Source organism: Kineococcus sp. R86509, from assembly GCF_042466365.1.
Classification (GTDB): Bacteria; Actinomycetota; Actinomycetes; order Actinomycetales; family Kineococcaceae; genus Kineococcus.
Genome location: NZ_JAXHCE010000001.1, coordinates 4841385 through 4853458, shown reverse-complemented (window position 1 = coordinate 4853458; position 12074 = coordinate 4841385). Strand labels below are relative to the sequence as shown.

The 12074-nt window shown below is 73.7% G+C and carries 9 protein-coding genes and 1 tRNA gene; 2 read left to right on the top strand and 8 right to left on the bottom strand.

Annotated features, from left to right (window positions below):
- Positions 1 to 18: 18 nt before the first annotated feature.
- The 4 genes from SJY07_RS23715 to SJY07_RS23700 all read right to left on the bottom strand — a co-directional run bounded on the left by SJY07_RS23715 (position 19) and on the right by SJY07_RS23700 (position 5765).
- The gene (locus SJY07_RS23715; RefSeq protein WP_380161775.1) at positions 19 to 1587 is read right to left on the bottom strand and encodes a methyl-accepting chemotaxis protein; all 1569 of its coding nucleotides are present in this window, start codon (positions 1585 to 1587) and stop codon (positions 19 to 21) included.
- An 86-nt stretch (positions 1588 to 1673) separates the two neighbouring features.
- Positions 1674 to 3287, bottom strand: a complete 1614-nt coding sequence (locus SJY07_RS23710) for a putative bifunctional diguanylate cyclase/phosphodiesterase (RefSeq protein WP_380161774.1) — start codon at positions 3285 to 3287, stop codon at positions 1674 to 1676.
- A gap of 142 nt (positions 3288 to 3429) precedes the next feature.
- Positions 3430 to 4125, bottom strand: a complete 696-nt coding sequence (locus SJY07_RS23705; RefSeq protein WP_380161773.1) for a response regulator — start codon at positions 4123 to 4125, stop codon at positions 3430 to 3432.
- Complete coding sequence (locus SJY07_RS23700; RefSeq protein ID WP_380161772.1) at positions 4125 to 5765, bottom strand: ATP-binding protein; 1641 nt, start codon at positions 5763 to 5765, stop codon at positions 4125 to 4127. Before SJY07_RS23700 ends, SJY07_RS23705 begins: the two co-directional genes overlap by 1 nt.
- A 157-nt stretch (positions 5766 to 5922) precedes the next feature.
- Between SJY07_RS23700 and SJY07_RS23695 the strand changes: the two genes are divergently transcribed.
- Both SJY07_RS23695 and SJY07_RS23690 read left to right on the top strand, forming a co-directional pair.
- The gene (locus SJY07_RS23695) at positions 5923 to 7323 is read left to right on the top strand and encodes an SLC13 family permease (protein ID WP_328291764.1); all 1401 of its coding nucleotides are present in this window, start codon (positions 5923 to 5925) and stop codon (positions 7321 to 7323) included.
- Between the two features lie 15 nt (positions 7324 to 7338).
- The gene (locus tag SJY07_RS23690) at positions 7339 to 7743 is read left to right on the top strand and encodes a universal stress protein (RefSeq protein ID WP_380161771.1); all 405 of its coding nucleotides are present in this window, start codon (positions 7339 to 7341) and stop codon (positions 7741 to 7743) included.
- Here the strand turns inward: SJY07_RS23690 and SJY07_RS23685 are convergent.
- From SJY07_RS23685 to SJY07_RS23670, 4 genes are all read right to left on the bottom strand, one after another.
- Positions 7733 to 8863, bottom strand: a complete 1131-nt coding sequence (locus SJY07_RS23685) for an anhydro-N-acetylmuramic acid kinase (protein ID WP_380161770.1) — start codon at positions 8861 to 8863, stop codon at positions 7733 to 7735. The genes SJY07_RS23690 and SJY07_RS23685 overlap by 11 nt on opposite strands.
- Positions 8863 to 10638, bottom strand: a complete 1776-nt coding sequence (gene selB / locus SJY07_RS23680) for a selenocysteine-specific translation elongation factor (protein WP_380162508.1) — start codon at positions 10636 to 10638, stop codon at positions 8863 to 8865. Before selB ends, SJY07_RS23685 begins: the two co-directional genes overlap by 1 nt.
- Before the next feature lie 11 nt (positions 10639 to 10649).
- Positions 10650 to 11939 carry an L-seryl-tRNA(Sec) selenium transferase gene (selA, locus tag SJY07_RS23675; RefSeq protein WP_380162504.1) on the bottom strand — a complete coding sequence of 430 codons (1290 nt, stop codon included), beginning with the start codon at positions 11937 to 11939 and terminating at the stop codon, positions 10650 to 10652.
- Positions 11940 to 11968: 29 nt separating this feature from the next.
- Positions 11969 to 12064 (bottom strand) — tRNA-Sec (locus SJY07_RS23670).
- Positions 12065 to 12074 lie beyond the last annotated feature (10 nt).

Sequence of the window (12074 nt, the reverse complement as noted above, 5' to 3'; positions counted from 1 at the left end):
GTCGTACTCGACCTCGACTCAGAGGCGGAAACGGCCCACCAGCGCGCGGAGCTGCTCGGACACGCCCGACACCTCGTCGGCGGCGGTCCGGGTCGCGACGACCGAGCGGTCCGTGGCGTCCGTCGCCGCCGACACCCCGTCGATGCCGGAGGTGATGCGCTCCGCGCCGTGGGCGGCGTCACCGATGGAACGCGACATCTCCGACGTCGTCGCGGTCTGCTCCTCCACCGCGGACGCGATGGTCGTCTGCAGGTCGTTGATGCGCGCGATGACCTCGCTGATCGAGGAGATCGCGGTCACCGCACCGGTCGTGTCGGACTGGATCGTCGCGACCCGCTTGGAGATGTCCTCCGTCGCGCGGGCCGTCTGCTGGGCGAGTTCCTTGACCTCACCGGCGACGACGGCGAACCCCTTGCCCATCTCCCCCGCCCGGGCCGCCTCGATCGTCGCGTTGAGCGCCAGCAGGTTGGTCTGCTCCGCGATCGCGGTGATGACCTTCACGACGTTGCCGATCTCCGCGGAACTCTCCCCGAGCCGGGCGACGGTCGCGGTGGTGTCCTCGGCGACCTGGACCGCGTGCGCCGCAACGCCGGTGGCCTCAGCGGCGGAGGCGGAGATCTCGCGGATCGCCGCACCCATCTGCTCGGAACCGGCCGAGACGGCCTGCAGGTTCGTCGACACCGAGGAGATGTCACCCGAGACCGAGCGCACCTCGGACCCGGCCCGGTCGGAGGCCACGGCGGATTCCGACGACGCCTGGGCCAGGGCCCGCGAGGAACGTCCCAGGCTCTCGGCGCCGGCGGCGACGGAGGAGAACTCCTGACGCAGCCGGGCGATGGCGTGGTCGAGGGCGGCGGCCATGCGACCGAGCTCGTCGCCCCGCTCGATGCCGGAGGAGACGGTCAGGTCGCCCTGGTCCAGGGCCTCGGCGACCGCAGCGATCCGGTTGGCGTCACCGCGCACCCGGCGCACGACGCGCGCCGTGACGGCGATGCAGACGGCGAACCCGCCCGCGAGCAGAAGCAGGGTGGTCAGCAACGCGGTACGGGCCCGGTGCTGGCTCTCGGTCACGACGGCCTCGACGGAGGCGGAGGCGTGCTCGAGCAGCACCTTGGCGTCCTTGCGGAACGCCGTCTGCGCGGTGTTGTAGGCCGCCGCCGCCGCCGCACGGCTCGCGTCGTCCTTCGCGGTGAGGAGCGCACCGCCCTGCGTCGTCATCGTCGACAGCTGGGTCGCGAGGTCGGCGGACAGTTCGGCGTCGGAGCCGCTGGTGAGTCCCTGGAGCTTCGTCACCGCGGCGGCGCGGTCGGTGGTGGCCGTCTGCAGGTCCGGGGCCAACGTCGAGGCGCCGGGCAGGAACTGGACGCTCAGGGCGAGCGTGCTGACCTGCTCGTTGAGCAGTTCCACGGAGTGGACGGTGTCCAGACGGACGAGCGCGTCGTCACGCAACCGCTGGAACTGGTCGGCCTGTCCCTGCGCGGTCACCGCCCCGGTCACCCCGAGGGCGAGGGCCACCACGCCCATGCACCCTGCCGCCCCGACGATGCCAGAGGTCAGGGAACCACCCTTGCGCGGGGAACCCGCCATCACAACCGCCCACCTTCACCTGGCGCCCACCTGACGCCTCCACCGGGTTCATCGGCGGTTCGGGCGTTCGGGTGAAGCGTTTCGGCTCAGCCCGCGACGGGCGTCGGGACGACGCCGTCGGCGCTGGCGCCCAGCCCGCGCCGCGGCGACGGCGGCAGGTCGATGACGGCCCGCACCTCCGGGTTCGGGCGACCCAGCAGGAAGCCCTGCGCGGCGTCGCACCCCAGCCGGCGCAGCGCTTCCAGCTGTTCGTGCGATTCCACTCCCTCGGCGACGACGCCGACGCCCATGTTCTTGGCCATGCCGATGATGCCGGCGACGACGGCCTCGTCCTGACGGTGCCGGCCGAGGCCGGCGATGAAGTGCCGGTCGACCTTCACGTGGTCGATGGGCATCGACTGCAGGTGCTTCAGCGACGACACCCCGGCGCCGAAGTCGTCGACGGCGATGCGGACCCCCATCATCCGCAGCGCGTGCAGCGTCGAGAAACCCGCGTTCGCGTCGGCGACGAGGAGGTCCTCGCTCACCTCGACGAGCAGCGCGTTGCCCGCCGGACCAGTCGGTTGGTTCGCGGCCACGGCGTCGAGGAGTTCCGCGTTCGCCAGCTGCCGACGGGACACGTTCACTGCGATCGTCAACTGGCAGTCCTCGATCGTGGAGTACCACTCCTCGAGGGTCCGCCACGCCTCGGCGATGACCCACTTCCCGATCTCGATGATCAGCCCGCTGCGTTCCGCCACGGGAACGAAGTCGATGGGCTGCAACAGACCTCGTCGCGGGTGCTGCCAGCGCAGCAACGCCTCGACGCCCTGCACGTGGCCGTCGCGCAGGTCGATGATCGGCTGGTAGTGCAGCCGCAGCTGTCCCTGTTCGACGGCGAGGGCGAGGTCGTCCTCGGTCTGCATGGCGTCGACGGCCTGGGCCTGCATGCGTTCGTCGAAGAGTTCCGACCGCGCCTTGCCGCCCTCCTTCGCCCGGTACAGCGCGGCGTCGGCGCGGCGCAGCAGCTTCGACGCGTCGGCCTCGTCGCGGGCCAGGGCGATCCCGACGCTGGGCGTGATGTTGAGCTTGTGGCCCTCGCCGAAGTCGATCGGGCGGTCGGAGATGGAACTCACGACGCGGTCGGCGATGCGGCTCGCGTTGAGCTCGTCGGTCAGGTCTTCGCAGAGGACGGCGAACTCGTCCCCGCCGAACCGGGCGACGGTGTCCTCGGGGCGGACGGCGGTCCGCAACCGCTGCGACACCTCGACGAGGACGATGTCCCCGACGGCGTGGCCGTGGGTGTCGTTGACCGTCTTGAACCCGTCGAGGTCGAGGTATAGGACGGCGCAGGCCTTGGAACCACGACGGGCCAGCGCGTGCTGCAGCCGGTCGGTGAACAACTGCCGGTTGCCGAGGTCGGTCAGCGGGTCGTGCAGGGCCTGGCGCATGGCGGCGTCGAGCTCCACCTGCCGGCTGCGTCCCTCGGTGTCGAGGCGATTCGCGGTCTGCAGGGAGAGCACGAGCAGCAGGGCTGCGGCCACGATCCCGCCGGCGAGCGCCGTGAGGAGTCCGGAGAGGGTGGGTAGTCCGTCGACGGCGACCTGCACGAGGGCGACGACGCCGACGACGACGAGGGGGGAGACGACGGCCCACGGGACGACGCGGGTGCGTACGTCGTCTCCGGCCAGGTGCCGGGCCGACCAGGGCCAACGGCTCATCCTGCGTTCCTCCCCTTGTCCGGGCTTGAGGCACTTAACTGCACATCGTCACGGGTCGAACACGTTCTGTCTACTTCACCCGGTTGGCCGCGTCCTGTCGAGCCAGCCCGATCGGCCCTGCAGTCACCCGTACGGGTGCAGTTCAGGAGGGCAGAGGGGCGTAGCGCTGCTCGGGTCGGCCCGTCGCTCCGTAGCGCAGCCGCAGCGCGAGCCGGCCCTCGCCGTCGAGGGCGGCGAGGTGGCGCTGGGCGGTGGCGCGAGAGATGCCGGTGGCGGCGGCGACCTCGGCGGCCGAGAGGGGTTCAGCGGCCTCGGCCAGGGCCCGCAGCACGAGGTCGCGGGTCGCGCCCGCGGCGACGCTGGCGTTCTTGGCCGCGCCGGCCTCGGCGTGCAGGGCGCGCAGGGCGGCGTCGGCGAGGTCCTGGTCCAGCGGCTGGGCGTGCTCCACGGCAGTGGCGAGCACCCGCCGGTAGCGGGCGTAGGAGCGCAGCCGGCCGTGCAGCAGCGCCTCACCGAAGGGCTTCACCAGGTAGCCGAGCGCTCCGGAGCGCAGGGCCTGGCGGAACGTCTCGGCCTCCCCCGCGGCGGTGAGGACGAAGGCGTCGCAGTCGGGGGCGAGGTCGGGCAGCAGGTCGAGGCCGGACCCGTCGGGGAGGTAGACGTCGACGAGGGCGAGGTCGACGGGGGTCCCGGCAGCGCGGTGGTGCTCCAGCAGGACGCGGGCCTGGGCCAGCGATCCCGCGGTCCCGGCGACGTGGAACCCGGCGACGGCCTCGACGTAGCCGGCGTGCAGGGAGGCGACGCGGAAGTCGTCGTCGACGACGAGGACGCCGGGCATCAGCGGATCTCCTCGCTCGTCCGGGTGCGCGGGGCGAGGGTCAGGGCGCCGGGGAGGCGGACGACGAACACCGCTCCCCCCATCGCGGGGGCTGGGTCGGCCGGGGCGAGCCAGGCGTCCCCACCGCGGGTCCGGGCGACCTGGCGGACCAGTCCCAGCCCGATCCCCTGCCCCCCGTCCCCGGTCGTCACACCGGTCTCGAACACGCTGTCCCGCAGCGCTTCCGGAACTCCCGGGCCGGAGTCCGAGACGGCGAGCACGAGGTCGGTCCCGTCCTGGACGAGGTCGACCTCCACCCGGGCCTGCAGGCTACCGGCGGCGGCGCGGACGGCGTTGTCGACGAGGTTGCCCAGCACGGTCGTGACGTCGACGGGGTCGGCGACCCGGCCGGCGACCGCGACGTCGCCGAGGGCGAGCACGACCTGCCGTTCGCGGGCGTGCGCGGCCTTCGCCGCGAGGAACGCCTGCAGGTAGGGGTCGACGACGGTGTCGAGGCCTTCGACCCGTGAGCCGAGGGGCCCGGTCGCGAGCAGGGTCCGGACGTAGCCGGCGGCCTCCTCGGTGCGGCCGGTCTCGAGGAGGCCGGAGACCAGGTGCAGCCGGTTGGCGAACTCGTGACGCTGGGCGCGCAGGACCTCCCCGACGGCGCGCACGGCGTCGAGCTGACGGGTGAGCAGTTCGACGTCGGTGCGGTCGGCGACGGTGACGACGTGGCCGAGGAACCGGCCTTCCCGTTCGACGCGGCGGGCCGAGAGCAGCAGGGCCCGCTCGCCCACGACGGCGAGGCGCGGCAGCTGGGCGGGTGCGTCGAGGGTGGCGCGGACGGGACCGGGGAGTTCGGCGACGTCGCGGCCGGTGGGCAGCCCGCACCCCAGCAGCCGGACGGCCTCGTCGTTGGCGAGGACGACGCGACCGGCGGGGTCGACGGAGACGACCCCTTCCGCGATGCCGTGCAGGACGGCGTCGTGGCCCTGGAGCAGTCCGCCGATCTCCTCCGGTTGCAGACCGAGGGTCAGCCGGCGCAGCCGCCGGGCGAGGAACCCGGCGCCGAGCAGGCCGACGACGAGCGCGCCCGCGGCGACGGCGAGAGCGGGCAGGACCGCGTCGCGGGCCCGGTCGGCGACGGCCGCGGCCCCCACGCCCACGCTCACCTCCCCGACGACGCGGTCGGAGTCGAGGGCGTAGACGGGCACCTTGGCCCGGGCGGAGGACCCGAGGGTTCCGACCTCGTCGGTGACGACCTCGTTCCCCGCCAGCGCCTGGGTGGGGTCGGTGCTGACCCGCGCCCCGAGCAGACCGGGGTCGGGATGGGCGAGGCGCAGCCCACGGTCGTCGGTGACGACGACGAACAACGCCCCGGTGCGCCGCCGCACGTCCTCGGCCTCGCGCTGCACGGTGCCCGCGGCGAGGTCGGCGGCGGTGGCCGGCGGGACGTCGCTGGCGGCGGTCACGGCGGCGCGGACGGCGTCGTCCTCGGCCAGCGTCCGGGCGACGTCGAGGCTGCGGGAGCGGGACTCCTCCACCGCCTGCTGGCGCAGCAGGAGGAGGGACCCGCCGCAGCCGATGGCGAGGACGACCGCGACGAGGAGGAGCAGGACGGCCAGGACCTGGCGGCTGAACGGCCATCGTCGGGGGTCCACACCGCAGACCGTAGCCCCGGTCCGGGTCCGGGTCGAGCACAACGAGCACAACACGCGCAAGACGCACTCCGTGAGCGCAAGGCGCGCAACCCGCCCCGGGCGGCGTGCTCCCCCTAGCGTGGCCCGGGTCACACCAACCCCTGAAGACGGAGCAACGATGCTTGTCGCCCTCGGTTTCGGCATGGTCGCCGTGTTCATGGCGCTCATCCTCACCAAACGACTGACCCCGGTCGTCGCCCTGATCCTCGTCCCGCTGTTCTTCGCGGTCCTCGCGGGCAGCGGGGTCGGCGTCGGCGACGCGGTGATGGACCAGCTCAAGGAGTTCGCCCCCACGGCGGCCCTGCTGTTCTTCGCGATCGTCTACTTCGGCCTGATGATCGACGTCGGGTTGTTCGACCCGCTGATCCGGCTGATCCTGCGGATCTGCGGGAACTCCCCGGTGCGCGTCGTCATCGGTTCCGCCGTCCTCGCGGCGCTGGTGTCGCTCGACGGCGACGGGTCGACGACGTTCATCATCACCGTCTCGGCGATGCTGCCGCTCTACCTGCGCCTGAAGCTCTCCCCCGTCGTCCTGACCGTCGTGGCGAACCTGTCGGCCGGCGTCATGAACATCGTCCCCTGGGGCGGACCGACCGTCCGCGCCGCGACGGCGCTGGGGGTCTCGCCCTCGGAACTGTTCAACCCGATGGTCCCCAGCATGCTCGCGGGGATGGTCGCGGTGATCCTCATGGCCTGGGCCCTGGGCGTCGGCGAGAAGCGTCGCCTCGCCAAGGCCGGCCTCGAGCTGACCTTGGAGGAGACCGAGACGGTGGAGTCCCGGGAACTGGCGATGGCCGGGGGTGACGGCCGTCCCCGCACGGGTGGTGGCGGTTCGGCCGGTGGGTCCGCGGACGACGACGGGATGACCAGCGGAGCCCTGGACCCGAACCGTCCCACCCTGCGGCCCAAGCTCATCTGGTTCAACGCCGTCCTCACCGTCGCCCTGCTGGTCCTGCTGGGCATGGACGTCCTGCCGTTGCCGTTCCTGTTCATGGTGGCGGCCGCGCTGGCCCTGCTGGTGAACTTCCCCAACCCCGCCCAGCAGGTCGAGCGCGTCAAGGAACACTCCTCGAGCATCGTCTCGGTCGTCTCGATGGTCTTCGCCGCGGCGGTCCTGACGGCGGTGCTGTCGGAGTCGAAGATGGACACCGCGATGGCCACCTGGCTCGTCGACGTGGTGCCCGACGCGTGGGGTTCGCACCTGGCGGCGATCACCGCGGTGCTGAGCATGCCGCTGACGTTCTTCCTGTCCAACGACGGGTTCTACTTCGGGGTGCTGCCGATCCTGTCCCAGGCCGCGGCCGAGTTCGGCATCAGCCCCGTGGAGATGGCCCGGGCCTCCATCGTCGGCCAGCCCGTGCACTTCACCTCCCCGCTCGTCCCGGCGATGCTGCTGCTGATCTCGCTCGCCAAGGTCGACCTCGCCGACCACCACAAGAAGGTGATCTGGCGGGCCGTCGTCCTGTCCCTCGTCATGCTCGCCACGGCCGTCGCCTTCGGCGTCGTCCCGCTCGGCTGAAACCAGGAGAAACCCGTGGACCCCGTGGAGAACGAGATCGTGAAGAACGTCGTCGTCGCCGTCACCGACCGTCCGGAAGGGGCCGCCGCCCTGGCCTGGGCCCTGGAACGCGCCCGCGCTCTCGGCCTGGAACTGGAGGCGGTGCCGATCACCTCCGACGCGCCCTCCACCCCTGTGCACGCCTCGCAGGCGTTGCGCCGCAGCGTCGAGGCCGACGCGGCCGCGGCCGGGGTGTCCGCGCGCCTGCACGACCCGGACCCCGACGTCGCCGACCAGCTGATCGCCCTCAGCGCCGCCGGCGCCGACGTCGTCGTGCTCCCGGTGCGCCGGCGCTCGGCCACGATGAAGTTCCTGCTCGGCAGCATCGCGCAGCGGGTCATCGGGGAGGCGTCCTGCCCGGTGGTGACGATCAAGTCGTGAGGTCGAGCCGGGTGGGCCAGGCGGGGTGCGCGGTCAGCACCGGCCAGCCCGCCCGGCCCGGGGTCAGCTGCCCCAGGACCCGGGGGCCGCTCGCGCCGGTGCAGGTGGGCACGTTCCCCGGTAGGCCGTGCAGGGTGGCCCAGCCGAGCAGGGCGAAGGCCACGGCCTCCTTGTCGTCGGGCGGGCAGCCCAGCGCGTCGGAGGTCACGAGTTCCACGTCGTCGAGTTCGACGGCGAGCCGGCGCATCAGCTCGGGGTTGCGCACGCCGCCACCACTGGCGACGACGACGTCCACCCCGCGGAGGGCGTCCGCCACGGTCCGGGCCGTCAGCGTGGTGAGCGTCGCGACGAGGTCGGCGGTATCGAGCGGCCGCCGGCGGAACCCCTCGACGTAGCCCGGGTGGAACAGTTCCTTGCCCGTCGTCTTGGGCGGTTCCCGGCGGTAGTAGGGCTCGGCGAGGAGTTCCGCGAGCAGGTCCGGGTCGACGGTGCCCGCCGCGGCCAGCGCCCCGTCGCGGTCCATCCCGCCCGCCGCGGCGTCGACGAGGGCGTTGGCCGGACCGGTGTCCCACGCCCGGGTCGGCTCCCCCGGGGCGCAGACGGTGACGTTCGCGATGCCACCGAGGTTCAGCGCCGCCGCCGTCCGTCCCTGCTCGACGAACGGTGCCAGCAGCAACTCCTCCAGCAGCGGCACCAGCGGCGCCCCCTGCCCACCCGCCGCGACGTCGGCGGTCCGCAGGTCGGAGACCACCGGAACCCCGGTCGCCTCGGAGATCCACGACGGTTGCCCGAGCTGCAGCGTCCCCAGCACCGAACCGTCCTGCACCCAGTGGAACACCGTCTGCCCGTGGCTGCAGACGACGTCGAACTCCTCCACGACCCCGGCCGCGGCGGCGGCGAACTCCTGACCGATCCGCACGTCGAGGGCACAGACCTCCGCCATCCCAATCCGTCCCGGCGGCAGCGCCGACACGAGGTCGGCGCGCAACGCGTCGGAGTACGGCACGCTGCGCGACTCCCCCAGCCGGGCGTGCAGCACGTCCCCAGTGAGTGTGAACTCGACGACGGCGAGGTCGATCCCGTCGTGGGAGGTCCCGGACATCATCCCCAGGACACGCACTACGGCTTCCCCTCCAGCCGCCGCCGGTCGTCCGCGCCCCGGACAGTCCGCCCTGCCGCGTCGAGGGACTCGAGCACCGGCACCGCCACCCGACGCGAGGTGCCCAGCGCCCGCCGGGCGTCGCTCATCGAGAACGGTTGCGGCAACGCCCGCAGCGCCCCGACGGCCCGGTCCCGGAACCCCGGGGCCAGCACGATCCCCTCGGCGACCCGTTCCAGGCGACCCGCCCGGACGGCCGCGGCGAGTTCCGAGCGGCCCAACCGGAGTTCCCGCAGCCGCTCGACGTCGGGGGCCGCGAAGGGTTCCCGCGCCAGGTCGGCGAGGACGAGCTGGACCGAGCGCTCGACCGCGGGAGGCAGGTCCGAGGTCCGCTCCACCACGCGCCCGTCGTGGACCCGCAACGGCGACGACACGAGCGCCTCGACGAGTTCCAGGGCCGGAAGCCCCAGCAGCCGCCGGGCCTGCTCCAGCGTCGGGCCGGGCTGCAGGGGGTTCGCCGTCGCGACCTCGGTCACGACGGTGCGCAACCGGCGCCCGAGGTCCGCCCAGTACCCTGCGTCGACGTACCAGTCCCCGGTCACCGGCGCACCGGTCGGCGCGACCCCCAGGGAGCGCAGGTGCTCACCCCGCACCACCCGCCGCCGGCGCAGTTCCCCGGCTGCGTCCGGTCCCCGGACCCCGGCGAGGTCGGCGGCGCGCGCGGCGGCCGCCCCCCGGCGGTTCAGCGGCGGCGGGTCGACGTCCAGCGCCGTCCCCGCCCCGAGGACGGTGTGCCGGGCCGGGTCACGCAGCAGCAACCGGTCGCCGACCCGCAGCGGCAACGCCGTGCGCAACTGCAACCGCACCAGCACGTCCTCGCCGTCCCCGCTGCCGTCGACGCCCAGCGGCCGGGTCCGTACCGGGACGGCCGCGGACCCCACGTGCGCGACCAGCTGCGCGGGCAGGTCGGTGGGCGACTCGGTGCCCGGCAGCCGAACGTCGACGACGTCGGTGAGCCGGTGCGTCCCCGGGGTCAGTAGGGCGTCCCCGCGACCCACGTCGTGGCGGTCCACCCCCCGCAGGTTCAGCGCCACCCGCGCGAGCGCGTCGACCTGATCGACGTCGTGGTCCATGGACTGCACCCCGCGGACGTGCACGCGGCGCTCGCCGAGCTGGAGCTCGTCGCCCACCGCGATCCGACCGGCCGACAACGTCCCGGTCACGACCGTCCCCGCCCCGGTGATGGAGAAGCTGCGGTCCACCCAGAACCGCACGGGCGCCGCGAGGTCCGGCGCCGGCACCCGCGACAGCACGTCGGCGAGGACCCGGCGCACGTCGTCCAACCCGGCCCCCGTCACCACGCTGCACGCGACGGAGGGGACCTCCCCCAGGCTGGAGGCGCGCAGTTCGGCCAGGGCCCGGGCCCGCGCGGGTTCCGGGTCGGCGAGGTCGGCGCGGGTGACGACGAGCATCCCGTGCCGGACGCCCAGGGCGTCGAGCGCCGCGAGGTGCTCGGCCGACTGCGGCATCCACCCGCCGTCGGCGGCGACGACGAACACCACGACCGGGACGGGACCGACCCCGGCGAGCATGGTGGGGACGAACTTCTCGTGCCCGGGGACGTCCACGAACGCCACGGCCCCCGCCCCGGGCAGGTCGCTCCAGGCGAAACCCAGGTCGATGGTCAGACCGCGGCGCTTCTCCTCCGCGTAGCGGTCCGGGTCCCGTCCGGTCAGCGCCCGGACGAGGCTGGACTTCCCGTGGTCGACGTGCCCCGCGGTCGCGACGACGTGCATCGCTTGAGACATCACGTCAGCGCCAGGACGGCGGCCACCACGGCGTCGTCGGACTCCGGCGGTACGCACCGCAGGTCCAGCAACGTCCGCCCGCCCTCGACGCGCCCGACGACCGCGGGTTCCCCGAGTCGCAGGGGTTCCACGAACTGCGGGGGCAGCGACACCACCCACGACGGGAGTTCCACCCCGGGGGCGCCACCGCCGCCGACGACGGCGACCGAGGGGTCGGGACGGGCGTCGATCCCCTTGCCGGACAGCGTCTCCGCGACGGCGGTGCAGCGTCGTCGCAGGTCGTCGGCGTCGGCGTGCACAGCCCCCACGGTCGGGTTCCCGACCGAGCGCAGCGTCGCCTCGAGGGCCGCGAGGGTCAGTTTGTCGACCCGCAACGCGCGGGCCAGGGGGTGTCGTCGCAACCGCTCCACGAGCTCGGCGTCGCCCAGCAGCAGACCGGCCTGCGGTCCCCCGAGGAGCTTGTCCCCGGACGCCGTGACCAGGTCGGCACCGGCGGTGAGGACGGACTGCGCGTCCGGTTCGCGGGGCAGCAGCGGGTCCGGGGTGAGCAACCCCGACCCGATGTCCACGACCACGGGAACTCCCAGTTCGGCGAGCTCGGCCGCCTCGACACCCGCGGTGAACCCGGTGACGACGAAGTTCGACGGGTGGACCTTGAGGACGAACCCCGTGCGTTCCCCGATCACGGCCCGGTAGTCGGCGAGCGAGGTGCGGTTCGTCGTCCCGACCTCCCGCAACCGGGCGCCGGTGGACTCCAGCAGGTCCGGCAACCGGAAACCGTCCCCGATCTCGACGAGTTCGCCCCGGCTGACGACGATCTCCTTGCCCGCAGCCAGGGCCGTCGCGACCAGCGCGAGCGCCGCCGCGCCGTTGTTCACGACGTGCACGTCACCGGCGGCGGGGACCGCAGCCTGCAGCGCCGCCATCGTGCCCCGGCCCCGCCGGGCGCGGCGGCCGGTCGCGAGGTCCATCTCGACGTCGGTGGCCCCGGCCGCGGCGACGACGGCCTGCACCGCGGCGTCGGAGAGCTGCGCGCGGCCCAGGTTGGTGTGCAGGACCGCGCCGGTCGCGTTGAGGACGCGGCGCAGGGTCGTCCCCGCCGCGGGCAACCCCGCCAGCACGAGCCGGACGACGTCCTCGGCCGGCGCTTCCCCGGTGCGGACCCGCTGCTGCACCTCCCGCACGACGTCCTTGACGACGTCGCGCCCCAGGGTGCGCACGGCCGCGTCGACCCGCGGATCGGCGAGGACGGCGTCGGTGCGGGGGACGGTCCGGCGGTGATCGGGCAGCACGAGGCAGAACCTACCCCGGGGCTGCGTGGCGGAGGCGGATGGGAATCGAACCCACCTGACCGAGGTGCTCGGTCACGTCGGTGTTGAAGACCGCGGGGGCCACCAGGCACCCGTACGCCTCCCCGGCAGCAC

Bases quoted from the DNA above. Each gene is read 5' to 3' on its own strand.
- SJY07_RS23715 (WP_380161775.1), bottom strand. From the start codon at position 1,587: ATGGCGGGTTCCCCGCGCAAGGGTGGTTCCCTGACCTCTGGCATCGTC.
- SJY07_RS23710 (WP_380161774.1), bottom strand. From the start codon at position 3,287: ATGAGCCGTTGGCCCTGGTCGGCCCGGCACCTGGCCGGAGACGACGTA.
- SJY07_RS23705 (WP_380161773.1), bottom strand. From the start codon at position 4,125: ATGCCCGGCGTCCTCGTCGTCGACGACGACTTCCGCGTCGCCTCCCTG.
- SJY07_RS23695 (WP_328291764.1), top strand. From the start codon at position 5,923: ATGCTTGTCGCCCTCGGTTTCGGCATGGTCGCCGTGTTCATGGCGCTC.
- selB (WP_380162508.1), bottom strand. From the start codon at position 10,638: ATGCACGTCGTCGCGACCGCGGGGCACGTCGACCACGGGAAGTCCAGC.